At 43.9% G+C, this 24835-nt stretch carries 25 protein-coding genes; 13 read left to right on the forward strand and 12 right to left on the reverse strand.

Features of this window, described 5'->3' with window-relative positions:
- Positions 1-7 precede the first annotated feature (7 nt).
- On the reverse strand, positions 8-895 hold the full coding sequence (locus tag QWY16_RS05730; RefSeq protein ID WP_300991973.1) for a cation diffusion facilitator family transporter: 888 nt from the start codon (positions 893-895) through the stop codon (positions 8-10).
- 396 nt (positions 896-1291) lie between these two features.
- Between QWY16_RS05730 and chrA the strand changes: the two genes are divergently transcribed.
- The 3 genes from chrA to QWY16_RS05745 are packed head-to-tail and all read left to right on the forward strand — an operon-like array spanning position 1292 to position 4354.
- Entirely contained in the window at positions 1292-2461 is a 1170-nt protein-coding gene (chrA, locus tag QWY16_RS05735) for a chromate efflux transporter (protein WP_300991974.1), read from the forward strand.
- A 15-nt stretch (positions 2462-2476) separates the two neighbouring features.
- Positions 2477-3730 carry a kynureninase gene (gene kynU / locus QWY16_RS05740; protein WP_300991976.1) on the forward strand — a complete coding sequence of 418 codons (1254 nt, stop codon included), beginning with the start codon at positions 2477-2479 and terminating at the stop codon, positions 3728-3730.
- The gene (locus QWY16_RS05745) at positions 3731-4354 is read left to right on the forward strand and encodes a cyclase family protein (RefSeq protein ID WP_300991977.1); all 624 of its coding nucleotides are present in this window, start codon (positions 3731-3733) and stop codon (positions 4352-4354) included.
- Positions 4355-4388: 34 nt separating this feature from the next.
- On the opposite strand, the gene QWY16_RS05750 is transcribed toward QWY16_RS05745, so the two are convergent.
- Both QWY16_RS05750 and QWY16_RS05755 read right to left on the reverse strand, forming a co-directional pair.
- On the reverse strand, positions 4389-4826 hold the full coding sequence (locus QWY16_RS05750; RefSeq protein WP_300991978.1) for a low molecular weight phosphatase family protein: 438 nt from the start codon (positions 4824-4826) through the stop codon (positions 4389-4391).
- 175 nt (positions 4827-5001) lie between these two features.
- Entirely contained in the window at positions 5002-5523 is a 522-nt protein-coding gene (locus tag QWY16_RS05755; protein WP_300991979.1) for a universal stress protein, read from the reverse strand.
- A gap of 572 nt (positions 5524-6095) precedes the next feature.
- Between QWY16_RS05755 and QWY16_RS05760 the strand changes: the two genes are divergently transcribed.
- Entirely contained in the window at positions 6096-7832 is a 1737-nt protein-coding gene (locus QWY16_RS05760; protein ID WP_300991980.1) for an ABC transporter ATP-binding protein, read from the forward strand.
- A gap of 2 nt (positions 7833-7834) precedes the next feature.
- A complete protein-coding gene (locus QWY16_RS05765; protein ID WP_300991981.1) occupies positions 7835-9589 on the forward strand; it encodes an ABC transporter ATP-binding protein in 1755 nt (584 codons plus the stop codon).
- A 258-nt stretch (positions 9590-9847) separates the two neighbouring features.
- On the opposite strand, the gene QWY16_RS05770 is transcribed toward QWY16_RS05765, so the two are convergent.
- Complete coding sequence (locus tag QWY16_RS05770) at positions 9848-10051, reverse strand: YheE family protein (RefSeq protein ID WP_300991982.1); 204 nt, start codon at positions 10049-10051, stop codon at positions 9848-9850.
- 81 nt (positions 10052-10132) lie between these two features.
- Between QWY16_RS05770 and QWY16_RS05775 the strand changes: the two genes are divergently transcribed.
- The 3 genes from QWY16_RS05775 (at position 10133) to QWY16_RS05785 (ending at position 12508) form a co-directional block, all read left to right on the forward strand.
- A complete protein-coding gene (locus tag QWY16_RS05775; RefSeq protein ID WP_300991984.1) occupies positions 10133-11281 on the forward strand; it encodes a DUF445 domain-containing protein in 1149 nt (382 codons plus the stop codon).
- 12 nt (positions 11282-11293) lie between these two features.
- A complete protein-coding gene (locus QWY16_RS05780) occupies positions 11294-11641 on the forward strand; it encodes a YlbF family regulator (RefSeq protein WP_300993313.1) in 348 nt (115 codons plus the stop codon).
- A gap of 87 nt (positions 11642-11728) precedes the next feature.
- Complete coding sequence (locus tag QWY16_RS05785; RefSeq protein ID WP_300991985.1) at positions 11729-12508, forward strand: enoyl-CoA hydratase; 780 nt, start codon at positions 11729-11731, stop codon at positions 12506-12508.
- Positions 12509-12541: 33 nt separating this feature from the next.
- Here the strand turns inward: QWY16_RS05785 and QWY16_RS05790 are convergent, their stop codons facing one another.
- Positions 12542-12727 (reverse strand): YhzD family protein, encoded by a 186-nt coding sequence (locus tag QWY16_RS05790; RefSeq protein WP_300991986.1) that lies wholly within the window; start codon positions 12725-12727, stop codon positions 12542-12544.
- A gap of 124 nt (positions 12728-12851) precedes the next feature.
- Between QWY16_RS05790 and QWY16_RS05795 the strand changes: the two genes are divergently transcribed.
- From QWY16_RS05795 to yhaM, 5 genes are all read left to right on the forward strand, one after another.
- Positions 12852-13751: an ABC transporter ATP-binding protein gene (locus tag QWY16_RS05795; protein WP_300991987.1), complete on the forward strand. Its 900-nt coding sequence runs from the start codon at positions 12852-12854 to the stop codon at positions 13749-13751.
- On the forward strand, positions 13744-14994 hold the full coding sequence (locus tag QWY16_RS05800) for an ABC transporter permease (protein WP_300991989.1): 1251 nt from the start codon (positions 13744-13746) through the stop codon (positions 14992-14994). Before QWY16_RS05795 ends, QWY16_RS05800 begins: the two co-directional genes overlap by 8 nt.
- A 101-nt stretch (positions 14995-15095) precedes the next feature.
- A complete protein-coding gene (locus QWY16_RS05805) occupies positions 15096-16313 on the forward strand; it encodes a metallophosphoesterase family protein (protein WP_300991990.1) in 1218 nt (405 codons plus the stop codon).
- 4 nt (positions 16314-16317) lie between these two features.
- Entirely contained in the window at positions 16318-19155 is a 2838-nt protein-coding gene (locus tag QWY16_RS05810) for an ATP-binding protein (RefSeq protein ID WP_300991991.1), read from the forward strand.
- On the forward strand, positions 19155-20093 hold the full coding sequence (yhaM, locus tag QWY16_RS05815) for a 3'-5' exoribonuclease YhaM (RefSeq protein ID WP_300993315.1): 939 nt from the start codon (positions 19155-19157) through the stop codon (positions 20091-20093). The genes QWY16_RS05810 and yhaM overlap by 1 nt, the downstream gene beginning before the upstream one ends.
- 394 nt (positions 20094-20487) lie before the next feature.
- Here the strand turns inward: yhaM and QWY16_RS05820 are convergent, their stop codons facing one another.
- From QWY16_RS05820 to QWY16_RS05850, 7 genes are all read right to left on the reverse strand, one after another.
- Positions 20488-21375, reverse strand: coding sequence for a peptidylprolyl isomerase (locus QWY16_RS05820; RefSeq protein ID WP_300991992.1), 888 nt, complete (start codon positions 21373-21375; stop codon positions 20488-20490).
- Between the two features lie 168 nt (positions 21376-21543).
- On the reverse strand, positions 21544-21729 hold the full coding sequence (locus tag QWY16_RS05825; RefSeq protein WP_300991993.1) for a hypothetical protein: 186 nt from the start codon (positions 21727-21729) through the stop codon (positions 21544-21546).
- A gap of 60 nt (positions 21730-21789) precedes the next feature.
- Positions 21790-22335: a DUF3267 domain-containing protein gene (locus QWY16_RS05830; RefSeq protein ID WP_300991994.1), complete on the reverse strand. Its 546-nt coding sequence runs from the start codon at positions 22333-22335 to the stop codon at positions 21790-21792.
- Positions 22336-22444: 109 nt separating this feature from the next.
- Positions 22445-23002, reverse strand: a complete 558-nt coding sequence (locus QWY16_RS05835) for an HTH-type transcriptional regulator Hpr (RefSeq protein ID WP_300991995.1) — start codon at positions 23000-23002, stop codon at positions 22445-22447.
- A 190-nt stretch (positions 23003-23192) separates the two neighbouring features.
- Entirely contained in the window at positions 23193-23591 is a 399-nt protein-coding gene (locus tag QWY16_RS05840) for a YtxH domain-containing protein (RefSeq protein WP_300991996.1), read from the reverse strand.
- A 126-nt stretch (positions 23592-23717) separates the two neighbouring features.
- On the reverse strand, positions 23718-24248 hold the full coding sequence (locus tag QWY16_RS05845) for a tryptophan transporter (RefSeq protein ID WP_300991997.1): 531 nt from the start codon (positions 24246-24248) through the stop codon (positions 23718-23720).
- A 106-nt stretch (positions 24249-24354) separates the two neighbouring features.
- Entirely contained in the window at positions 24355-24786 is a 432-nt protein-coding gene (locus tag QWY16_RS05850; RefSeq protein ID WP_300991998.1) for an HIT family protein, read from the reverse strand.
- Positions 24787-24835 lie beyond the last annotated feature (49 nt).

Raw genomic sequence — 24835 nt, forward strand, 5'->3', positions numbered from 1 at the left:
TATCTCCTCATTCGGACCATTCTGGATTGTCGTAATCCGGTTCTATATGTACGAGTATGACGCAATTCGGTTTCACTTTTTGAATTTTCCTCTCAATTTCTTCTGTTATCCAATGGCTTTCTATTACATTCAACGAAGGGTTTACAGCAATAGTTAAATCGATGAACATCACATTGCCGTGATTGCGGCCTTTGAAGTCCCGCAAAATGCTGACTCCCGGCACTTTTCTGACCAACACCGACATCGTTTCTACTTCATCTTCATTAAAGCCATCTGTTAAGGTCAAAACAGATTCTTTAAAAATATCCAAAGCTGTTTTGAGAATGATTAAACCGACGATAAATGCAGTGATGATATCAAGTATCGGAGCGCCAAAAACGGCTCCAACGATTCCAATGCCCGCACCGATACTGACAAGCGCATCGGAACGGTTGTCATAAGCCGCAGCTCTGACAGCAGAACTTTTGATTTGCCGGCTAAGCTTCAGGTTATAGCGGTACACCACATACATGACCAAAGCACTGAAAAAAGCGATAACTGCTGTATACAGCGATGGAGCAGCTTCAGCCGGATCGAAAAAGTTGCGGATGGCCCCGAAGAGCACTTGCAGCCCAATAACCGCCATAATAAACGAAGCGAGCAAAGATGCGATGGTTTCTGCCCGCAAATGGCCGTAATGATGATTTTCATCCGGTGGCTTCTGCGAAATCCGTAAGCCCACCAAAACGGCTACTGAAGCAATAATGTCGGTCAAGTTGTTTAATCCATCTGCTTTTAATGCTTCTGAAGATCCGGCGAAGCCGAATGAGAGCTTTATAGCGCTTAGAAAAACATAAGCCCCGATGCTGATCCAGGCACCTTTTTCTCCTTTGCGCAAATTTGTATAGAGCTCCATAATGTTTCCCGCCTCCAAGTCTTCTAAACAAAGGGAAACGACCCTCGAATGAGAGCCGTTTCATGAAATTTCTTCATTTATCATTATTTTCCCATTTATGCTTCCAAATAAAGGTTTTTGAACATCCATAATTTTTGCAGAAAAAAGTTGCTGTTCTGCTCTGAAATTTTTGCACTTTTATTGTATCAAAACTTTTGGGCTTAATCCATCTTTAAATGGCAGCAATGTAAAGCAGAAAACACATATTGGTTTCTTGGTGCAGTGGATTTCAACGGAGAAGACAATTAAAGCGGATTTAAAAGAAGTTATAGTGAAAACAAATTTACAAACTCGTAATAGTTATGCATATAAGCATTCGGTTATGCTTAAGGAAATAGAACTTCAAAGGAGAGGCATATGACCAAACAAAAATACATAGAAATTTTAAAAGCATCGACGAAATTAGGACTGACCTCTTTCGGGGGGCCCACTGCACATCTAGGTTATTTCAGGGATGAATATGTAGTAAAGAGGAAGTGGCTGGACGATAAGGCATACGCCGATTTAGTGGCATTGTGCCAATTCCTTCCGGGTCCTGCGAGTTCGCAAGTAGGAATATCAGTCGGCATGCTAAGAGGGGGGATATTCGGGGGATTCTTATCATGGTTTGGTTTTACAATGCCGTCTGTAATCCTATTGGTATTATTCGCGATGCTTATGATGAACGGATCGTTCGACAGCGGCTGGATCCAAGGCTTGAAAATAGTAGCGGTGGCGGTTGTGGCACATGCGTTAATGGGAATGGGCAAATCACTCGCTCCTGATAAACCGAGGATTGCCATTGCGGTTGGTTCTGCGGTGGCGATTTTGATGATGCCGACTGCTTGGGCACAAATTGGAGTCATTGTGTTGACTGGTATTATCGGTTATTTTCTTTACAGAGGCATAGAAGCGCCGGAAGCAGTAAAGCTGGCTTTGACTTTCGGCAAAAAGACCGGACTGGCAGCATGGGCGATTTTTGCGGGGCTGCTGATGGGCTTGCCGTTGCTTCGCCCGGTCATTGAATCAAGCTATTATGCCATATTTGATATTTTCTACCGCGTCGGATCAATTGTTTTTGGCGGGGGGCATGTGGTATTGCCGATGCTTGAGCGGGAAGTAGTGCCGGGGTGGATGTCAGCGGATCTCTTTATTTCCGGTTATGGGGCTGCTCAAGCCGTCCCTGGTCCGTTGTTCACATTGTCCGGTTATCTGGGACAAGTGATGGGCGGCGGCTTTGGGGTCTTGCTAGCTGTAGTTGCCATGTTTTTGCCGTCATTTTTATTGGTAATCGGCACATTGCCGTTTTGGAGCGTCATCCGCACCAAGTCTGGAGTCCAAGCTGCCTTAAAAGGAGTTAATGCGGGTGTTGTCGGCATTTTGCTTGCAGCTTTGTATGACCCGGTTTTCACTTCTGGAATCCGTGGGCCGGTTGACTTTGGGATTGCGATTATCGCCTTCACAATGTTAGTCTATTTTAAACTGGCACCTTGGATTGTCGTATTGATTACTGCAATTCTAGGGGCGGGGGCATACGCATTTCTATAATAAGGGGGATGTAGGATGGCAAACGCAGATAAACGAGAACGGGAAGACTCGCTTGATCGTTTTAAAGAGGAGTTTTATCAAGGGGAAAACCAGATTTACATGGACGGAAATTCACTTGGGCTGATGTCGAAAAGAGCGGAAACCAAGCTGTTGGAATTGGCAGGCAGCTGGAGAAGCCATGGCATCGACGGCTGGACAGAAGGCAGCCACCCGTGGTTTACGCTGGCAGAAGAGTTGAGTGAACGGATTGCCCCTCTCGTCGGGGCATTGCCGCATGAAGTGATGGTCACCGGATCCATCACTTCGAATATCCATCAAATGCTTTCGACGGTTTTCCAGCCAACGGAAAACCGTTCCGTCGTTGTAGTGGATGAGTTGAATTTCCCATCGGATATATATGCGGTGGAAAGCCATCTCCGCCTGCGTGCCCTAGAGCCTGAAAAGTCCATGAGAAAAATTCAGAGCCGGGATGGCTATAAGTTGTCTCTGGAGGACATAGTAAAACAATTAACGGAAGATGTAGCTGTTTTATTGCTGCCATCCGTTTTGTACCGAAGCGGGCAATTGCTGTCGATTCGGGAAATCACACAAGCTGCGCATCAAAAAGGCGTTCTCGTCGGTTTTGATTTGGCCCATTCAATCGGTGCGCTTCCACATGACTTGCATAAAGATGGAGTGGATTTTGCTGTCTGGTGCCATTACAAGTATATGAATTCCGGTCCAGGCGGCACAGGCGGATTGTACCTCCACGAGCGCCACCACCATTTGCTGCCAGGAATGGCTGGTTGGTTCGGATCAGACAAAACGAAGCAATTCGATATGGATCATTCATTTACAAAAGCGGAAGGGGCAGGGGCTTACCAAATGGGAACTCCGAATATCTTCAGTATGGCACCGCTGCTTGGCAGCATCGAGATATTCGAAGAAGCCGGCATTGGGGCCATCCGTAAAAAGTCGCTGCAGTTGACCCGGTTATTGCGGGAATTGGTAGCCGAACAGATTCCAGAATTGAAAGATGTGACACCGGATAAAGATGAAGAACGAGGAGGGCATATCGCACTGGCCCATGAAGAAGCCGCACGGATCTGCAAAGCTTTAAAAGAAGCGGGCGTTGTGCCTGATTTCCGCGCACCTAACATCATTCGGCTGGCGCCAATCGCTTTATACACTTCTTTTGAAGATGTGGAAAAAATGGTCAGCCGCCTGAAAATGATCATGGACTGGGAATTGTACAAGAACTATACCAATGAACGAAATGTGGTGGCATAGATGAGGAATAGAAAAATTTACGATATTTCAATGGAACTTAGTGGACAGACACCGGAATGGCCAGGAGACATCCCATTTCAATATGAACTAGCAGCAACGATTGAACAAAGCGGTTCGGTCAACGTCGGGAAAGTAGTCACCAGTACGCATATCGGGACGCATGTCGATGCTCCATTCCATTACGACAATGATGGCATAAAAATTGACGAACTGCCGCTTGACTATTATTTGACTACAGCACAAGTGATTGATGTAAGAGGCAAAGCCGAAATTACCCGCACTGATTTGCCGGAGGTGGCACCTGAAGTAACAGCAATCTTGCTGAAGACGGATTCCTGGAATGACCGCACAGAATTTCCGGAAACCTGGCCGCTTTTTGATCCAACGATTGCAGAATGGATGGCAGAGCAGGAGATTAAGCTTTTGGGCGTGGATGTGCCTTCCGTAGACGCCAAAACAAGCAAAGACCTGCCAATGCATATGGCGATGAGCCGCAATGAACGCTACATCCTCGAAGGAATTGTTCTGAACGAAGTACCAGAAGGCATATATCAACTCGTGGCATTGCCGCTTAAGATTAAAGGCGCAGAAGGAAGTCCGGTCCGCGCCATTCTCCACACCTGAAAAAACCCCTTCACTTTTTTATAAGTGAAGGGGTTTACATATAAACGGAACGGAAATAAGGTTCTAGTTTTTTTATGTTCATCGCAATTTCATCACAGACTTCCTGATAAAGTGCCCATTGCTCGGATTTATCAGATGTGCGCAGTTCGGGGTTTTTGATATCCCATCGCACGAGTTTTTGCGCTGGCAAATCAGCGGGGATGTCGGCGACATCAAATTCTCCATCATGCAAAGCAATGATCAAATCCGCTTCGCTTACTTCTTTTGAGTTATAAAGGCGTGGTTGGACTTCCGGCAAGTCCAATACAATCTCTTTCATAATCTCAAAGGGAGTATCCGTAAAAGTAGGCTGGCCACCCCATGCAGCACTCCTAATATCCCAGTCGGCGAGCTCCAGGCGGTTAGCCCAAATTTCAGCCATGAGACCGCGGTGCTGGTGAGGAGAAAGAAAATATACGGTATGTTTAGACATGGCTGATTCCCTTCTTCCTCTTTAATAGCTTTTCTACTTAGTATTCTATACCCACCCCGAAAGCTTCTAAACTAATAAAAACGTGCCATTTTATAGCACAAAAACAATATTTTATCATAAAAATAGTCTACCCTAGCAGATATTAGGATCTACTGCACATCGGGTAGACTAGGGGTTATTTTACTACTAATACTGAGCAAGAAGATTCTTTAATGAGTTTGCGGCTGACAGATCCTACAAAAAACTTTTGCAGTCCCGATTTCCCGCTGTTTCCAATGATCAATAAATCTACATTTTGTTCTTCGATAAAAGCAGGAATGGTTTTACCGGCGCTTCCTTCTAATGCTAATACATCCGCCTCTACACCTTTTGAATCGAGCTGCTGATGAATGGAATTATGCATATGCTTAGAAAACTCGATTGATGTATCTACATAATCATTCGTGCGGCGCTGAGGGCCGCTTTCCATATCAGGCGGCATAAACTGTGCGTACGTGCTGTCGACATTTGCTGAAACTACACGAGGAGCGGCTGCACCGCCGGATTCCATCAGCCCCATGCTTTCGTGGAATTGTTCATTGACATAGATAATGGTCATTTTGACATTAGGAAGCAATTTTTTAAATTCAATCGCTTTATCAAAGGCTAAGCGGCTTCCATCCGAACCGTCATAGGCAACAGCAATGTTTTGGTACATACTATTCAACTCCGATTCAGTTTTCTTATTAATAAAATACCCTAGACCTGGAAATTGAAACCTTTGGCGTTTAATGATAGGAATATTTGTTCTCTTCTTTTAGAATATGATTTTATGGTGCCCTAAAGAATATTAGAAGTATCGAAATGACATGAAGATTCAATTTATTTCGAAAAATCTTGACAATCCAAAAATGCCGGTGGTACTCTTGAATTACCAAATCAAAGGAAAAGGAGGTTTTTGACAATGAAAAAAATAGCAATTGCATTGTTGCCTAATTCTATATTGTTGTCAGACCATCCGTTTTTTTGCCTTTGAATTTATTTCGGAAGCGAAAATATATGGGACTGGTCTGAATACCAGTCCTTTTTTCATGCGCACGCGCCTAGAAAATAGGTGCGTGTTTTTTTATTGGCAAAACTTTTGAGGTGTTTTGTCCAGCCCTGGGCTGTTCAAATATAAAAAACTAAAGGGGAGAACGAAAATGAAGCGACTTCGGCAACTGAAAATTATGATCAAGGAATCGTTGGAAGGCGATTAGCAGAAATCGGAACAGAAAGAAGGAGTAACTGATGTTTAGTGTGTTATGGAAATTAAGATGGTTTTTTAAAGAAAATTGGCTTCGCTATACCATTGCGGTCGGCTTATTGATGGTAGCGAATGTCATTGAAATTGTTCCGCCTTGGCTTATCGGTATCGCGATCGATTCGATTGCCCAGCAGGAACTGACAAGCCAGTTACTTTGGCAATATATCGCTGTCCTTGTCATCTCGCTGGTATTGGCTTATTTGATCAACTTTGTCTGGCAATATCAGCTGTTTGGAGGGGCGTATGTGATTGAACGCCAGCTCCGCTCAAGCTTGATGGGGCAGTTTTTGAAAATGACGCCAACCTTTTATGAGAAAAATCGGACTGGTGATTTAATGGCACGGGCAACAAATGATCTGCGGGCCATTTCCGAGACTGCCGGATTTGGGATTTTGACGTTGGTCGACTCTACCTTGTATATGGCGACAATCATTGTCGCTATGGGCTATTTGGTGTCATGGGAGTTGACGTTTTTTGCACTCATCCCATTGCCGATTCTTGCGCTTGTTGTTCAAATACTCGGCAAGAAAATTCATGTGCGCTATACAGCAGCCCAAGATGCTTTCGGTGGAATGAACGATAGCGTATTGGAATCCGTAGGGGGTGTCCGGGTAATCCGGGCATACGTACAGGAGCGGGCGTCTGAGAAAGAGTTCTCGGATATGACAAATGATGTGTACGAAAAAAACATGGCAGTTGAGCGCATTGACGCTTTATTTATGCCGGTCACAAAAGTGCTGACAACCATCAGCTATATGATCGGCTTGGGTTACGGTGCCGTCCTCGTAGCGGAAGGCACCATGTCATTGGGCGATTTGGTTGCCTTTAACGTTTATCTCGGAATGATTGTCTGGCCGATGTTTGCTATCGGTGAAATGATTAACATTCTGCAGCGGGGCAATGCGTCAGTGGACCGAGTGAACGAAACACTTGATTATCAGGAAGATGTAAAAGATCCGTCAAACCCGGAATTCATCGATAAACCAAGCCATATCGGCTTCCGAGATTTCAGTTTCACTTATCCACAATCGAGCTCCATCAATCTGCAAGGCATCAATCTCTCGATGAACAGCGGCCAAACACTGGGCATTGTTGGAAAGACAGGCAGTGGCAAAACAACTTTTGTGAAGCAATTATTGAGAGAATATCCAATCGGCGAAGGGTCTGTCATGATGAATGGCGTTGAATTGAGCGATTTTACAAAAGATCAGCTGCGCAGTTGGATTGGCTATGTACCGCAGGACCATGTGCTGTTTTCCCGTACAATCCGGGCCAATATTTTATTTGGAAAATCGGATGCCAGCGAAGAAGATATCCAAGAAGCGATCCGGCTTTCGCATTTCGAAAAAGATTTAGAGATGCTGCCGAATGGTTTAGAGACTTTGGTGGGAGAAAAAGGCGTTGCTTTATCCGGTGGCCAAAAACAGCGGATATCCATTGCGCGGGCATTGATCAAAAATCCGGAAATTCTTATTCTGGATGATTCTCTTTCTGCAGTGGATGCGAAAACAGAAGCGAAGATCATCGAGAACATCCAGGCAGAGCGTTCTGGAAAAACAACAATTATTACGACTCATCGGCTGTCAGCAGTTCAGCACGCCGATTGGATTGTAGTACTGGATGACGGCAAAGTCATCGAAGAAGGAACACATGAAGATTTGCTGAAAACAAAAGGTTGGTATAGTGAACAATTCCTCCGCCAGCAGATCGAGGAGGTGTAAGCATGGGGACAGGAAAACGATTACTCCAATACGCCATGCAGTTTAAAGGGGTGTTGATCTGGGGATTGGTGCTTTTAGCCATTACAGTAGCAGCTGATTTGGCTGCCCCGCTTGTGGCCAAGGAAATCATCGACAACCACATCGCACCGGCCGGCGGCGCATTAAACTTTGAGCCGATTGCGTATTTATTGGCTATTTACTTAGGACTCGGAGTGGTAGCGGCAGTATTCCGCTTTTTGGAGTATTTATACTTGCAGAAAGGGGCAAACCGCATCATCCAAAAAATGCGCAATGATGTCTATAAACATGTACAGACATTGCCAATCCGCTATTTCGACAGCCTGCCTGCCGGAAAGGTAGTATCCCGCATTACAAACGATACGGAAGCGATCCGTGAATTGTTCGTTACGGTGCTGTCGCAATTTGCCACAAGCTTTATGTATATGGCCGGTATTTATGTAGCGATGTTTTATCTGAACTGGCAATTGGCGGCGATGATGCTGGTGCTGGTTCCTCTTCTTTACGGCTGGATGCTCATATACCGGAAATTCGCGGCCAAATATAATCATGTTGTCCGCGAAAAGTTGAGTGATATGAACGCCATGATCAATGAATCCATTCAAGGAATGACGATTATTCAGGCGTTCCGCCGTGAAAAGCAGATGAAAGAAGAATTTGAAGAAATGAATAATAAACATTACAAATTCCAGCAGAAGCTGCTCATTTTGGAGGCAACCGCTTCTTATAACATGGTCGGCGTGCTGCGTTCATTGGTTTTTGTGTTGTTTATCTGGTATTTCGGAACAAATGCCATTACAGCAAATTCGGCTGTAACAGTGGGTGTCCTTTATGCTTTTGTAGACTATATCATCCGCTTATTCAATCCGATAAGCGGCATTGTCAACCAGTTTGCCAAGCTGGAACAAGCCCTCGTTGCAGCGGAGCGGGTTTTCCGCTTGCTTGATCGAAGCGGCGAACCGGTAAATGACGAAAAAGTGGCTCGCTACAGAGGAAATGTCCGTTTTGAAAATGTTTGGTTTGCTTATGAAAAAGAAGAGTATGTCTTAAAGGATATTTCTTTTGAAGCGAAACAAGGCGAAACAATCGCATTGGTTGGCCATACAGGTTCGGGGAAAAGTTCCATCATGAACTTGCTGTTCCGCTTTTATGATGCTACAAAAGGACGGATCACCATCGATGGAACAGACATTGCGGGCATGTCCCGTCAGTCGGTCCGTGAACATATGGGCATCGTATTGCAAGATCCGTATCTGTTTACAGGCACAATCGAGTCGAACATCTCGCTTGGCGATCAACGGATTACCCGCAAAATGGTGGAGGATGCGCTTGCTGCCGTTGGCGGAGACCGTGTGCTGAAGCATTTACCTGGCGGCATTGATGAGCCTGTAGTGGAAAAAGGCAGTACTTTATCTTCCGGACAGCGCCAATTGGTGTCTTTTGCCCGGGCTTTGGCATTTGACCCGGCTATTCTGATTTTGGATGAAGCGACATCAAATATCGATACTGAAACGGAAGAAATTATTCAGCACGCGATGGAAGTGCTGAAAAAAGGGCGTACCACTTTCATTATCGCCCATCGCCTGTCGACCATCAAAAACGCAGACCGCATTTTAGTGCTCGACCGCGGGGAAATCGCAGAAGCGGGCTCCCATGATGAGTTGATGAAACTTGGCGGCCAGTATTACCAGATGTATCAAATTCAATCCGGAATGTCCCATACCCAGCACGTTGGGTAAAGGGCATTCCCTTTTTATTGATTGGATAGTTCCTATGTTCTTTTAAGGCCTTATCGAAGAGAGGAAAAGAGGGGGATATACCATGGAAACTTCAGCCAACTCAAAGGGCGCCTATTAGAATTGAAAGAGTATACAGACAAGAAGCTTTTTAAAAAGGCCGTCCTGTTCCAAAGCTAAATGCAAATACTGTTAAAATCCTGTTTCCTTACATATAATAATAAAGCGGTAAATAAAAAAACGCCGGAACTTTCCGGCGTTTCAATCGTATACATGAAAGAGCATCAGCTCATGTATCATTTTTTTTACATTTTCTTCATCCGCAGGTTGTTTGGACAGCCAGACAATGCTGCCGTCAGGATGGTATTCCCCGGTTATCCGTTCACTTTTATAAAAAAAGGATATGTTCCAGCCTGGCAGCTGGGAATTTTCAAACATTGGTTTAAATTTAAAATGCTGCAGCATACAAATCCTCCTTATCATTCAACTCCATTATAAGCGGATTCTATGTGATTGACAAAGATGAAAAAGAAATGAGTGAAGATAGTGAACAGTATAATAACAATTGTTTTTATGGCCGTCATTGGCGCCTTAATCGGAGGCGTCACAAATTTCATCGCCATCAAAATGCTTTTCCGCCCTTATAAGGCCCTTTATATCGGCAGCTGGCGGCTGCCATTCACTCCTGGCTTGATCCCTAAGCGGCGTGATGAACTTTCGACACAATTAGGGCGCACTATTGTTCAGCATTTGCTGACGCCGGAAACCTTTAAAAAGCGCTTTTTTAATGAAGACATGCGTCAAAGAATGGAAGCGTGGATTTATAAACAACTGAAAGCCTATGTTTTCGAATCGCCACGGACCATAAATGACTGGCTGGAGATTGCCGGCCAAAAAAACATTGATGTCCGGATTGGATTGAAACTGGACGAATTGGTTGACCGCCAAGCCATGGGACTGCGTGATTATATTGAAGGCAAGACAATTGGAGAGCTGCTTCCGGAGAACTGGAAAGAAGAAACAGAACAAAAAATGATTCACGGGGTGAAGTATGGCATCGACCAAGGATCGGATTATTTCGCTTCGATTGAAGGACGCCAAACGGTGAAAACATTTTTTGATGAATTTCTGGAATCACGCGGCCGTTTCGGGCATATGCTCCATTCCCTATTGGGCGAATCGAAACCGATTGTCGACCGGATTCAGCCCGAAATCATCAAATTTCTTAACTCGCCGAAAACATTTGAGTTAATAATTACCTTGGCTTATGGAGAATGGGAAAAACTTCAGGACCGACGTGCGGATGAATTACTGAAAGAATTTGATTTTGATCCGGCGCTTGATGCCGTTAAACAATATGTGCACGAGATTGCCAATGTGGAAGGCCGCATGGACCGAACACTTGCAGAGACTTGGCCGACAGGGTTAGAATGGACAAGTGCAAACTTTATCCCGCTTCTGACGGATTTTGTTTTCGAGCAAGGGGAAGTGAAATTGGAAGATGCCTTGCAGAAGATAGACATTCAAAGCATGGTAAAAGAGCAGGTAGATTCTTTGCCATTAAGCCGCCTGGAAGAATTGGTTCTGGGAATTTCGCAAAGGGAATTAAAAATGATTACTGCACTCGGCTTTTTGCTAGGAGGCTTTATTGGGATATTCCAAGGACTCTTTAGCTTAGCCATGAATACAATGTAGAGGAGAATGATGATGACAGTCAATATTTATGATGATATCAACAAACTTGAAAGCACGTTCCGCAGCACAGAGGAATTCAGCAAATTGAAGCAAGCAGTGGAAGCTGTATCAGCAGACAGCGAATCGAGCCAATTGTTCAAAAACTTCCGTGACCTGCAAATTACGCTTCAGCAAAAGCAAGCGCAAGGCGAAGAAATTACTGAAGAAGAAATGGTCAGCGCTCAAGCGACAGCTCAAGCAGCACAGGCAGATCCGAAAATTTTGGCAATGCTTGAAGCCGAAATGGGATTAAGCCAAATTATCGATGAAGTAAACCGCGTTTTGATCAAGCCGGTTCAGTCACTATACGAATCAATGTAATTTCCGTTAAATAAAGGATTTTAACAAGAAGACACCGAATACGTAAGATGAATGACAATTCATTTTTACGAAAGGGTGTCTTTTTGTATGTTTAAAACAATTGAACTGACAAAACAAGGGCGCATTGGCTATTTAAAGCTGAACCGGCCTCAATCGATGAACGCGATGAATGGAAAAATGATGGCGGAACTGGCGGAATGCTTTGAATCGCTATTGGCGGAAAGCACGCTGCAAGTACTGATTATCCACGGGGACGGAAGAGCGTTTTCAGCAGGCGGGGACATCAAAGAAATGATGGATCCTGAACATCCGATGGATATTGATGTGGTCATGAAAGAAGTGACGCGGCTGGCCAAATCACTTTATACCTTGCCGCAAATCACAGTGGCAGCGATCCACGGCGCTTCTGCAGGTCTCGGTTTCAGCATGGCGCTTGCCTGCGATTACATCATTGCTGAGGAAAACAGCAAATTGGCGATGAATTTTATCGGCATTGGCCTCGTGCCTGATGGAGGCGGCCATTTCTTTATGAAAGAGCGCATAGGTGTGCCGAAAGCAAAACAGCTGATTTGGTCTGGTCAGATTTTGAAAGCACATGACTCACTGGCAAAAGGATTGATTGATGAAGTGACTGCTGAAGGCTTGGCACTAGAGCACGCTGAAAACTATGCGGAACAAGTGCTGCAATCCCCTGTTAGAGCGCGGCTTGCTTCTAAGCACATCCTGCATCAATTGAAAGTCGGAGAATTGGAGCAGGTGCTGGAAATGGAAGCGGCGGCACAATCCGAGATGCGTAAAAGCGCCGACCATCTCGAAGGCATACAGGCTTTTGTAGAAAAGCGCAAACCAGAATTTCAAGGGAAATGAGAAAAAGCATGGCGCTTTGCCATGCTTTTTTTCTTATGAATGAAACAACAAGAGTTTACCTGCAGGTGAAGCGAGGCGGTGGGTCTGGTTGACGAAATCTTTTTCTTCCAGGATAGCTTGCCCTTTGTCTTTTGCCTGTTCGTCGTTTTCAGCTGTGAATGTTTCTTCTATTATTAACTTGCCGGTTTGCTCGTATGCGGTCAGTTTATAGGTTCTCATGAAGCACAACTCCTTCTGAATGCTTATTCAGTTTAAGTATATCGGGTTTCCTTTAAAAAGTCCTCCACTTTTGAAACATTTTGACAGTTGTTTCGTATAATAACTAGTGAAAGGAGGAATAAACATGGCTTTGATAGTGGAACATGCGACAAAAAAATTCGGTGATTTTACTGCGGTCGATGATCTGTCTTTATCGGTTGAGCAAGGACAGATGCACGGATTCTTGGGTGCCAATGGGGCCGGAAAAACCACTACTTTCCGGATGATTCTTGGACTCTTGAAACCGACGGAGGGAACGATCCACTGGAATGGGAAACCTATTACATATGCTGAAAGCCCGGAAATTGGCTATTTGCCGGAAGAACGGGGACTGTACCCGAAAATGAAGGTGGAGGACCAGTTGGTTTATTTGGCTCAATTGCGCAATATGCCAAGCGCAGAAGCAAAACGGGAAGTCCATAAATGGCTGGAGCGTTTTGAGGTTCCGCATTATGCGTCCAAAAAAGTGGAGGAGTTATCAAAAGGGAACCAGCAGAAAATTCAGCTGATCGCTTCTTTATTGCATAAACCATCTTTGCTGATATTGGATGAACCTTTTTCCGGACTTGACCCTGTAAATGTGGAAATGCTGAAAAGCGCGATTTTGGATTTTCAGAAACAAGGTGCGACCATCGTTTTTTCCAGTCATCGCATGGACCATGTGGAAGAATTATGTGATGACATGAGCATTTTGGACAGGGGGAAAATTGTTGTTGGTGGCTCTATTCGCCAAGTGAAGCGATCGTTTGGCAAACAGAATGTCCGGATTAAAATGGATCAGGACCTTTCTGGGTTAAGCGGCATAAGGGGTGTGGAAAACTTCACTAAAACCCATGACGGAGCTTTATTCCAGATAACGGATGAAGCCACAGCCCAGCATCTTTTAGAAGAAGCGATGAAGCTCGGAGCACTTCGCCATTTTGCCATTGAAGAGCCATCTTTAGAGGAAATATTTATCGCGAAGGTGGGAAAAGCTTATGCATAGTTTTTGGATTATTTTTAAACAGGCTTTTCTGACAAAGGCGAAAACCAAATCCTTCATTATTACAACTGTTATCGTATGCGCTGCTTTTTTTCTGCTCGCAAATTTATCAAATATCATTGAAGCCTTTCAAGGCAATGATGAAGAGGCAAATGTCCTTCATGTGATTGATAATTCTGGTGAACTCGTGCCGGCCCTGCAGCAACAGCTTACGATGTCCAATAGTGACACGCAAGCCATGCCAACCGATTTGACGGAACAGCAATTAAAAGAAGGGATCAGCGAAAGAACTATTGAGTCATATTTAGTATTAGAACAAGAAGGCCAGTTATCAGCCCGCTATGTGTCGGAATCTGCGAATGAAATGGGCAGCGGCGCAGACATTGAACAAGCCGTACAGTCTCTTCAAACAGCCGTGACAGCTGAAACCATGGGTCTCGATAACAACGAAGTCAGTCAATTGTTTCTGCCGGCATCATTTGAGCGAGAAGCTATTTCAGAATCCTCCAAATCACAAGAAGAATTGAGCCAGGCCAGAGGGCTCGTGTATATATTGATCATGATTATTTACGTAGCGGTCATTTACTATCCGAATATGATTGCGATGGAAGTGGCCACCGAAAAGTCTTCGCGTGTGATGGAGATTTTGATATCCAGCGTTTCACCGGTCAAGCATATGTTTGCCAAAATTGCTGGAATCGGGACGCTTGGAATTTTGCAGATGCTGGTATTTGGATTGGCCGGTTTTACTGCTATTAAAACGGCTGGCACTAATCTTTCAGAAGGTGCATTCAGTGTTTTTGGTTTTTCAGATGTGAAAATCAGCACTTTTTTATTTGCAGTCCTATTTTTCTTGCTGGGCTACTTCCTATACGCTGTTCTTGCGGCATTGCTCGGTTCACTGGTCAGCCGGACCGAAGATGTCCAGCAATTAATGCTGCCAATGATGTTTTTAATCATAATCGCTTCATTTATCGCCTTTTCAGGAATTTCCGTTCCGGAAGCGAAGTTTGTCACGATATCCTCTTATATTCCATTTTTTGCGCCTCTCGTGATGTTCTTGCGCGTCGGAATGCTGGATATTCCGCTATGGGAACCACTTCTGTCAATCGCCATCATGCTCGTGACAATCGGCATTTTGGGGTGGTTCGGAGCGAGGGTTTACCGCGGTGGCGTGTTGATGTACGGCTCTTCGCAATCATTGAAAGATATCCGCAAAGCGATTCGTTTGGGTGAAAATAAATAACCGCCTTTACTGTTTGCAGGAAGTTTTCTGCAAACAGTTTTTTTTCGTTCATTATCATGTTAAAATAAGAACAAATATTCGGTTTTCGAAGGAGTTTAATTATGCGGGAGATACGATTTTTTCATACGGCAGATCTGCATTTAGGCAGTCCATTTTCCGGCATGAGAGGTTTGCAGAAAGATCAGTGGAAAAAGCTGAAAGACAGTACATTGGATGCGTTTGACCGGCTGATCGATTATGCGGTAGAAGAGCAGCCGGATTTTTTGTTGATTGCCGGTGATATTTATGACGGGGAAGATCGCAGCATCCGGTCGCAGCACCGCTTTCAGCAAGGGATGCAACGACTTTTTGATGCTGATATCCCAGTAGTGCTAAGCCATGGCAACCATGATCATTTGAGCGGCAAATGGACGCGTTTTGAACTGCCGGAAAATGTGCATGTTTTTGGCGAGTCCGTGTCCCAATTCCACTTGGCAACCCGAAATGGAGATGTAGTCATTACCGGATTCAGCTATGGGCAACGCCATGTAAAAGAGCCGATGATCGATTATTATCCGCCTGCTGAAGAAAAGGAAGCGGTATATATTGGCATGCTCCATGGCAGCATGGAAGGAGAAACTTCCCATGCAGTGTATGCTCCGTTTGCAAAACAGCAATTGCTCAGCAAGAATTATGATTATTGGGCGCTCGGCCATATTCATGTCCGGCAGGAATTGCATATGGATCCGCCAATCGTTTATCCGGGCAACCTGCAAGGCCGGCACCAGAACGAAAACGGCAAAAAAGGGTTTTATGATGTACGTATTTCAGGTGGAACTTCCCAGCTGTCCTTTATTCCATCCTCTGTCATTCAGTTTGATACGATCAATATCGATTGCAGCGATTTGATGCATATGAACGAATTGCTTGAGGCCTGTGTTTCAGAAGCCCGAAAGTTTGCCGAACGTTTTGGCCCTGGCATAGTTGAATTGAAATTCAGCAATATGGACCAGGAAGCAACAGAAATGTTAAAGGAAACGTCTGGAGAAGAACTGATGGACACGATCCGTGAATCTTTCGGATTGCTGGATGAATTTGTTTGGGCGCAAGCCGTTTCTTTTGATGACACGCTTGCAGATGCTGAACTGACACCGCTTGGCGAAGAAATTATGCAGGCAATGGAAAGCTGGCAGCTGCATGACTGGAAAGATGTGCTGAAAGATTTATACCGGCATCCCAAAGGCAGCCGTTTTTTAGAACCGTTAAATTCTTCAGCAACGGCTGAAATTCGGGCAGCAGCAGCACAAAAAATTCGTCTTGGCATGCATATGGAGGAGTGAGCAGATGAAAATCGAGAAATTAGTCATCTACGGATTCGGCAAGCACCAGGACCGGACAATCACAGTTGACCCCGAAATGTCCATTTTTTATGGAGCAAACGAAGCAGGGAAAACAACAATCCAACAGTTTATCATCCAGACCTTATTTGGTTATCCTTCCCGCAATCAGAATATGCAGCGCTATGAGCCTAAGTCGGGCGGTAAGTATGGCGGTCAGCTACATATCAATGATGATGTTTTTGGACGGGTGATTATAGAGCGGGTAAAAGGCAAATCAGCCGGGGATGTGACCGTTTATTTTGAAGATGGCACCCGCGGAACAGATGCGGAATTGAAAATGATTCTGCGTGATTATGACAGAGCTTCATTTGAATCCATTTTTTCATTTTCCATCCATGAGCTGCAAGGGCTTGAACGCATGACAGAAAATGAGCTGAGCCGGACTTTGCTCGCTTCCGGGACAACGGGTGTGGACGCTATTACAAAACTGGAAAGCCGTTTAGAAAAAGAAATGGCAGCGGTTTTTAAAAAGTCAGGGCGCAATCCGGAGATCAATCAGATTATCGAAGAATTGAAGAAAATTGAAAGCGAGCTAAAAGAATACAGGTCCCGCACAGAATTATACGGACCGTACTTAAGCCGGCTCCAAGCCATTGAACAGCGCTTGCATGAAATGAATGATGTGGAGAAGAAGCTCAGCGGGCAATTGAAATCACTGGAAAAATGGCAGCAAGCGGCACCGCTGATGGACAAAAAAGACAGTCTGGAAAGAAAGATCAATGAAATAGCCATTTTCGATTTTCCGTCAGATGGCAGACGGCGGATGGATCGTTTGTCAGATCGACTGTCAGAAGTGAAGGCTAAAGTGGACTACACAGAAAAAGAAATGACAGGGATGGCGGGACAGGCTGAAGGTCCAGCGGATACGGAAGAGCTCGAGCAAATGCTTGCCAGAGAATCAGAATGGCTTCAGCTGCGCTCAGTGTTGCGCCAGAAAAAAGAAGAAGCCTTAAAATTGGTTGATGAACAGCAAAGAATTCTTGCTTTAATCGGGATGACTGAGGAAGATGCCCTTCAGGCGGATGTTTCTTTAAGCCAAGAAGAACTGCTTCTCGAGCATATTAAAAAAGCGGATTTAGAAGAAGAAGAAAAGCGTTATCGGGACAGAAAATTGACAGAAGAGAAGAACAAATTGGCTGAAGCAGAAAAAGAGCTAAAGTATTTCTTAAGTGCAGAACCAACAGAAGAAGAACGCGAGCTGGCAGAAGAGTGGATGGCTGCCCAGCCAAAACTTGCCCAGGCTAAAGCGGCCCAACAACTGCAGCAATCAGGCAATTCGCCGACTTTGTTCTATTTGCTTATGGCTCTTGGAATCCTTGGGATCACTGCAGGCCTTGTGCAGACGAACGTTCTAATGGCGGCTCTTGGCATACTGGCAGCTGCAGGGGGAATCTGGTTCCGTTTAACGAACAAAAAACCCGACAGCCTGTCAAAAGAATACACGAAATTATTGGAGCGCTACTTTGGAAAAGAAGCCGAGCTTGAAGCATTGATGCAAAAATTGGATCGATTTGACCGCAAACTGGACAATTTGCTTGAAAATGTGGATACAGCTAAAAGAAGAGTTACGGATTTATATAGAGAAGCAGCAACTCAGACGGCAAAAGAAGCGTATGGTACTTTTCTTCAGCAACTCGGCCTCAATCCGGGTACTAACCGAAACACGGTGTTAAGTTTGTTTGAAAATCTGCGTCAAGCCCATGCATTTCACTCAAGAGCGCAGCGGATAAACGAAGAGGGTGCCGCGCTTTCACAGCAGCTTCAGGCGTGGCTGGAGCAAGCTTCAGAAATATATGGCAAGCCACTGACTGCGGAGAATCTGTATGCTGTTTTACGGTCAGAATTGAATCTTCGCAAGCAGAAACTTGAAGAACATATTAAAGAGCAGGAAAAGAATGCGGAATTACAGGAAAACCTAGAGCAATTGTCTGCTTTATCAGAGCAAATCCAAAAAGAACAGCAGCATTTATTAACAGAAGCCGGTACGCAAACAGTAGAAGAATTTTATCGTTTCTGTGATGAGTGGGAGAGAAAAGCGGAGTTGGAAAGAGAACTGGCACCGATCGAGTCTCAGCTTAAAGCCTTTGGCGATTTTGTGGTCCCGGATGGTTTGGATCATACAAACGCAGAAAGCCATGTGGCGGAGAGTGAAGCCGCTTTGCAGAAGTTAAAAGAAGAGCGCAATGTGCTGCTGGCAGAACAAGCAGAAAAACGGCAAACGACGAAATCACTTTTAGAAGATGAAGCGTACGAAGATAAACTGCAGCAGTTTGAAGAGAAAAAAGAAGAATTGGCTGAACTTGCAAGACGCTGGTCCATCGATAAAGCAATCATCGCTGCAATTAAACAAACGATGGAAGAGCTGAAAGAAAAGAAATTGCCGGCGGTGATAACTTCAGCACAATCCTATTTCAAGAAGCTGACTTCAGGCGCCTATAACGGACTGGAAATGAACCCGCAAGGATTTTTTGAAGCGGTCCGCAGTGATGGCATGCGTTTTCACATTGCTGAACTGAGTCAAGCGACAAAAGAGCAGGCATATATATCGCTGCGGTTGTCATTGGCCGTATCCATGCAGTCAAGCCATCCTTTTCCGTTGATCATGGATGACGCCTTTGTTCATTTTGATCGCAGCCGGCTGCAGCAAATGATAAACTTAATAACAGAGCTGCAAGCGAACCATCAATTCATCTATTTTACTTGTCATGAAGCAATGCCGGAAACTTGGCCGAATGCTTCAGTAATTGACGTGGCTACTATCGAGAGGAGTGTTCAAATATGATAAAAGGAATCACCCAGCGTGCAGTCGGAGAAACGGTTGATGAATTTTTGCTGATTAAGCAGTCAGTAAAAGGCGTCACGACAACCGGTAATCCGTTTATGTCACTTGTCCTTCAAGATAAGAGCGGAGATATCGAAGCGAAATTATGGGACACCAAAGACGAACATGAAAAATTATTCGCCGCTGAAACAATTGTCAGGGTAGGAGGAGAAATCCATAACTACCGCGGGAAGAACCAATTGCGCATCAAAAGCATCCGCCCAGCTAAACCGGAAGAAAATCAATCGATTGCCGATTTGCTTCCTTCTTCAGATAAAACGACAGACCAGTTGTTTGAAGAAATTATGCAGTATTTATTTCAAATGGAAAACCCGCATATTCAGCGGATCACCCGCCATATTTTGAAAAAGTACCAGCAGCAATTCTTGACGTTCCCGGCAGCAACCAGAAACCATCACGATTATGTCTCTGGGCTCGCTGACCATGTAGTATCTATGTTGAAAATCGGCAAAGCGCTATACGAGATTTACCCGTCATTAAATAAGGACTTGCTGTATTCAGGCATCATCCTTCATGATGTCGGAAAAGTATTCGAATTGTCAGGTCCTATTGCCACGACTTACACACTTGAAGGGAACTTGCTTGGCCATATCTCTATTATGGTCACGGAAATCTCTAAAACGGCAGAAGAGCTGGATATAGATGGAGAAGAAGTGCTTTTGCTTCAGCATATGGTTTTGTCCCACCACGGAAAAGAAGAGTGGGGAAGCCCGAAAAAGCCGATGATCAAAGAAGCGGAAATCCTCCATTATATAGACAATATCGATGCGAAGATGATGATGCTCGATCGGGCACTGGATAAAGCCAAGCCGGGCGAATTCACGGAGCGCTTATTCCCGTTGGATAACCGGTCATTTTATAAACCTACTATTGAATAGAAAAACTCCCGCTCCAAAGAACGGGAGTTCCAGACTGTAGACAAACTCGAAAGATTCGAGCTGTCTATGGTCTTTTTTATATTGCTTGAAGCAACCCAACCACTGCAGCCGCTTGGAGTAGCGCAAAGACGATTGTTTCTCTGTGTCAGCTTCGAAACATGAAAGGGCGTTGAAGGGTTTTAGCTGTCTCGTCGTTAAGCTGCTCTGCGGGCAAGACATTGGCCGAAGCCGGCGAGGCTAAATTTTTGCGACGAGTAATCGCAGGAGAAAGGAAAGCGGATGAAGTCGTGCCCGCGGAAAGCGTCCAACTGGAGCGAAATGAACAGGGCTTTCGAGAGTTTCTCAAAAACCTAAAAAACCCCCACGTTCCAAAGAACGAGGGGGTTTCCATTGCTTATTGAGCTGGTGCAGCTTCAGCGTTGATGATTTCGTCAAGGGCGCCTTTTAAATCTTCATCCTTGATCTCGACATCCGCTTCTTTCATCATTTCAGCGATTTTAGGAACTAAAGTCGTTTGATCTGCTTTTGCAATAGCCAGATCTGAACGAATTTGCTCTTTCTGGTCTTCCAATTTCGGCTGATCTTTAACTTCGCGTTTTTCAGTTACCTGGATAATATGGAAGCCATGCTGTGATTGAACCGGTTCACTGATTTCATCCACTTCTAATGCGTATGCGGCTTCTTCGAACTCAGGCACCATTGCGCCTGTACCGAACCAGTCAAGGCTGCCGCCGTTTGCTGCCGAACCTGTATCAGTTGAGTGCTCTTCAGCAAGGGCTGCAAAATCTCCACCAGCATCCAATTCTTTTTTCACTTTGTTCGCTGTTTCTTCATCTGCCACTAGAATATGGCGGGCATTCAATTCAGTGCCTTGGCGGTCATACTGCGCTTGGATTTCTTCATCCGTTACTTCAACGCCATCTGTCAAAGCTTTTTCCTGCAATAAATTCAACCGGATCACTTTTTTATAGCTTTCCTCGGTTTGATTGTTTTGTGCTAGGAATTGTTCAAAGCTTTCACCCATTTGCTCTTTATTGCTTTTGAATTCAGCATCAATTTCTTCTTCTGTTACTTCATATTTATCGGCAAGCACTTTTTCAATCATTAAGATTTGAAGTGCCTGATCTCCGACAGAAGTTTTCATTTCTTCATATAAATCTTCGTGTGTAATATCCCCGACTTTTGATTCTACGATAACTTCATCGCCTGATCCACTGTCGCTGCATGCAGCCAACGCAAGAACTGACGCGGCCAAAGACAAGGTAAGTATTGATTTTTTCATTTTTTTCGCTCCCAACTTTCTAACTAAATCCAGTTGTTACTATAACATAAACGTTTAAAAAATCAAAAAGTTTCTTTTTGAAGAGAGTACGCAGCCAATAGAAGGGATTCACCGCTAATGACCATTAAAATGGGATAAAAAAAGTTCAAATGCCCGAGGCAAATGAACTTAAGGAGTAAATTCTACGCCAACGTACAACGATACCAATAAAATGGTAATCAATATATTGATTGTACGAAAAATTTTCTGGTGGTTTTCTTCAGGAATTTCCCGTGAAGTTACAAGTGCCAATGTCATTCGATTGATCTGGAACAAGTAAAACACAGAGAACATTACTACAAATGCGATAATCATGAGTTTCCTCCCCTCTGACTTTAGGTTCTAGTATAACAAAGACGGGAAGAAAAAACAGGATTAGGCTACCGGTTCAGGAACAAGAATTTCAAAACCTGAATCGGTTTCTTCGATTAACGCATCTTTAGGTGAATGTGCCAAGTTCCGCATATAAACTACATCAGTCAAACATAGCCCGCAGTGATAGGCAAGCAGCATCGCAAAGTAATGGCTGTAGACAGGCATCAGCAAACTCATTACGACAATTGACGTATTGATGAGCAGGAAAGGGGAAGCGAGAGTCAGGATAAAGCGCATTTTTGATACAGGTTCATTGATGTGCAATGAAATCATCGGGAATACTTTAAGCTGTTTTTTTACAATCAATTTTATGCATTTGCGGCAGCCGATGAGCGGCAGGAAATGGCATACTTTATGCAACGGATATATTGCAAGAATGGCACCAAGGAATAATAGGAAATTTTGATCGGACAAAGGATCGGAATAAAGGATGTTCAGCACCACATAGAAGCTCATAAAAACTCCCAATGCGATCAACGCAGACATCATATATAAACGATCGAGCCCGTATTGTTTTTTTACGTTAATGGTTTTCCAGCAGTGCATATTTTGCATCTCCTAAAAGTGAATTTCTCTTTTGATTCGTTACATACAATACAACGAATTGGCAGGAAATGCAATAAAGATTAACATTAAATTTTATAGAGCGTTTTCATCATTTCTCAACCGCTTCGATAATGTGATTTTCCTCATTGAACTTCGATTCAATATTTTTGAATGACGCTTCAAAGATTTCCATGAAATCATCTCCGTAGATGTTGCGGATGACAGCCATGACATCCATGAATTCTGGGAACTTGCCGTATAAATCTCTTATAGGCATGGAGCCATCAATGACGGCATGAGGGGTATCATGATACTTCTCAATCATTTCCTGCATTAAGGCTTCTCCTTTGGGAGTCAACTCTACATATGTATTGCGTTTGTCTGTATCCCGTTTCGAAAAAGCCAATAATTCACGTTCCTCCAGCTTTTTAGAAAAATTAAACGCAGTAGACACATGCATCACTCCGAATTTTGCCACATCGGAAATGGAAGCACCTTTTAAATGATAGGAAATCCATAGAATATGATGTTCATTAATATTTAAATCATAAGGTTTTATCCACAACTGCCAATCTTTTTCGACAGCTTTCCATAATGCTTTTGACAGCTGGCCGATGCGCTGGCTAAACAACATGGCTTCTTTATAGGTATAATTTCGATCGCTCATTAAAGCACCAACTTTCCCCCAAAATGTTTTTCTTTATTATAGCAATAAAGCAAACCTTATTGAAGTGTGAATAATAAAAAAATTTAAAAATATAATAATTAAACCAACAATGTTTGAATTTAACTAACGATGTGAAGTGAAATAAGCTGCGGCAGGCCTGGAAAAAAACAAAAAAGCTGCACAAGGCAGCTTATCCGTTATCACGATCATCTTTTCTATCTTTTTTGTCACTTTTATCTTTGCTGATGGAATTCTGCAGGGCTTCAATTGCATTTTGGATCGCCAAAATTTCAAGTTGAAGATGCTCTTTTGCTGGAGCGGTGCTTTCCTGCCATTCCTGCATAGACGCTTTTAATCCATCAGTCGCCTCTGGAACGGCGGTTTTCGCTTCATCTGATAGCTTCGCAACAGATTCTTTCAATCCATTCACTTTTTCTTTTACATCTGATAATTTCTCTTTCCAATCCGTGGATGCCGTTTTCACTGAGCTTCTAAGCTCTTTCCCGGATTGAGGAGTTGAAAACAATGTAGCTGCAGCTCCTGCCGCAAGCCCAGTAGCAAGTCCTATAAAAAATGTTGATGCTTTCATTAGCCAAACGCCCCTTTCGTCCTATAACGTTCTTTTCCTTTATTTCACTTAATTAAAACATAAAGATGAATGGGGATTCAATGAAAAAAAGCTTTTCGGCAATATTACTGCCGAAAAGCTTCTATTTTATACGGTTCGTGTCACGGCTGTTTCAAATTTCGAGCGTTTAACAAGTTTGATGACGATTGGATAAATGATTGCAAACGCAACGGCGTTCAAAACGATTGCCGGCAATACCACGGTCAGGAACAAAGCGCCGAAAGGAATTTCCGCCCCGATGACAAAAATCGCCGCTGACAGGAAAATCGAACCGGACAATACCGTGCCGAGCCCGCATAAGAAAATGGCAACTGGAAGTTTGGTAACGAATTTTTTCATAATAAGGACCAAGGCTAAAAAGACGAATGCGGTAATGAATTTATCAATGATGTTCGGTAAAAACCCGCCTGGAAAAGTTGAAAACAATCCGGATAAAACTCCTGTGGTAACCGCCAGTAAAAACACGGACTTCACATTAGGGAAAAGCAGGATTCCAATAAACATCATCGTTAACATAAAGTCTGGCTTCATCCCGCCGCTAAATCCGGGAATCACCACATAAAGTGCAGCTCCCACACTGACCAGCAACGCCATTAAAACTAAATTCTTCGTATTCATTTTCTCATCTCTCCTCAGCTCTACGCTATTTTTCTTTTCCCGGACGTGCCCTCATAGCCGCCGGCGAAAAAACTTATTCTGATTTTATCCTGTATAGTGCATTAAATCAAGTATTCGAAACTAATTTTTCTTTTACTTGTTCAGCCAGTTCCTGAATACGCTCTGAAGTATATTCTTTTTCTTTTGTGATCCATTTCGCGCCAAAGCCGTCGGTCTGATCATAACGGGGGATAAAGTGCAGATGAAAATGATGCACACTTTGCCCCGCCTTGGCGCCATTGTTATTCAATAGATTCATACCTTCCAGTCCGAAAGTTTCTTTTAGGGCAAGGGCAATTTTAGGAGCTACGGAAAATAAATGAGCAGCTTCGTCAGGCGCCAAATCATAAATATACGCCCGGTGGGTTTTCGGAATGAGCAGGGTATGGCCTTTAGAAAGCGGCATAATATCCATGAAGGCATAAACATGCTCGTCTTCGTACACTTTCACGCTTGGGATATCGCCGGCAATAATCTTGCAGAAAATACAATTGGTCATTGTCATCATCCTTTCCATTTTTTCCATTTTATCATATTTAATTGTTGGT

The organism is Planococcus shenhongbingii (genome assembly GCF_030413635.1).
Classification (GTDB): Bacteria; Bacillota; Bacilli; order Bacillales_A; family Planococcaceae; genus Planococcus; species Planococcus shenhongbingii.

Coding starts and splice junctions, on each gene's coding strand:
- QWY16_RS05730 (WP_300991973.1), bottom strand. CDS start 895: ATGGAGCTCTATACAAATTTGCGCAAAGGAGAAAAAGGTGCCTGGATC.
- chrA (WP_300991974.1), top strand. CDS start 1,292: ATGACCAAACAAAAATACATAGAAATTTTAAAAGCATCGACGAAATTA.
- kynU (WP_300991976.1), top strand. CDS start 2,477: ATGGCAAACGCAGATAAACGAGAACGGGAAGACTCGCTTGATCGTTTT.
- QWY16_RS05745 (WP_300991977.1), top strand. CDS start 3,731: ATGAGGAATAGAAAAATTTACGATATTTCAATGGAACTTAGTGGACAG.
- QWY16_RS05750 (WP_300991978.1), bottom strand. CDS start 4,826: ATGTCTAAACATACCGTATATTTTCTTTCTCCTCACCAGCACCGCGGT.
- QWY16_RS05755 (WP_300991979.1), bottom strand. CDS start 5,523: ATGTACCAAAACATTGCTGTTGCCTATGACGGTTCGGATGGAAGCCGC.
- QWY16_RS05760 (WP_300991980.1), top strand. CDS start 6,096: ATGTTTAGTGTGTTATGGAAATTAAGATGGTTTTTTAAAGAAAATTGG.
- QWY16_RS05765 (WP_300991981.1), top strand. CDS start 7,835: ATGGGGACAGGAAAACGATTACTCCAATACGCCATGCAGTTTAAAGGG.
- QWY16_RS05770 (WP_300991982.1), bottom strand. CDS start 10,051: ATGCTGCAGCATTTTAAATTTAAACCAATGTTTGAAAATTCCCAGCTG.
- QWY16_RS05780 (WP_300993313.1), top strand. CDS start 11,294: ATGACAGTCAATATTTATGATGATATCAACAAACTTGAAAGCACGTTC.
- QWY16_RS05785 (WP_300991985.1), top strand. CDS start 11,729: ATGTTTAAAACAATTGAACTGACAAAACAAGGGCGCATTGGCTATTTA.
- QWY16_RS05790 (WP_300991986.1), bottom strand. CDS start 12,727: ATGAGAACCTATAAACTGACCGCATACGAGCAAACCGGCAAGTTAATA.
- QWY16_RS05795 (WP_300991987.1), top strand. CDS start 12,852: ATGGCTTTGATAGTGGAACATGCGACAAAAAAATTCGGTGATTTTACT.
- QWY16_RS05800 (WP_300991989.1), top strand. CDS start 13,744: ATGCATAGTTTTTGGATTATTTTTAAACAGGCTTTTCTGACAAAGGCG.
- QWY16_RS05805 (WP_300991990.1), top strand. CDS start 15,096: ATGCGGGAGATACGATTTTTTCATACGGCAGATCTGCATTTAGGCAGT.
- QWY16_RS05810 (WP_300991991.1), top strand. CDS start 16,318: ATGAAAATCGAGAAATTAGTCATCTACGGATTCGGCAAGCACCAGGAC.
- QWY16_RS05820 (WP_300991992.1), bottom strand. CDS start 21,375: ATGAAAAAATCAATACTTACCTTGTCTTTGGCCGCGTCAGTTCTTGCG.
- QWY16_RS05825 (WP_300991993.1), bottom strand. CDS start 21,729: ATGATTATCGCATTTGTAGTAATGTTCTCTGTGTTTTACTTGTTCCAG.
- QWY16_RS05830 (WP_300991994.1), bottom strand. CDS start 22,335: ATGCACTGCTGGAAAACCATTAACGTAAAAAAACAATACGGGCTCGAT.
- QWY16_RS05835 (WP_300991995.1), bottom strand. CDS start 23,002: ATGAGCGATCGAAATTATACCTATAAAGAAGCCATGTTGTTTAGCCAG.
- QWY16_RS05840 (WP_300991996.1), bottom strand. CDS start 23,591: ATGAAAGCATCAACATTTTTTATAGGACTTGCTACTGGGCTTGCGGCA.
- QWY16_RS05845 (WP_300991997.1), bottom strand. CDS start 24,248: ATGAATACGAAGAATTTAGTTTTAATGGCGTTGCTGGTCAGTGTGGGA.
- QWY16_RS05850 (WP_300991998.1), bottom strand. CDS start 24,786: ATGACCAATTGTATTTTCTGCAAGATTATTGCCGGCGATATCCCAAGC.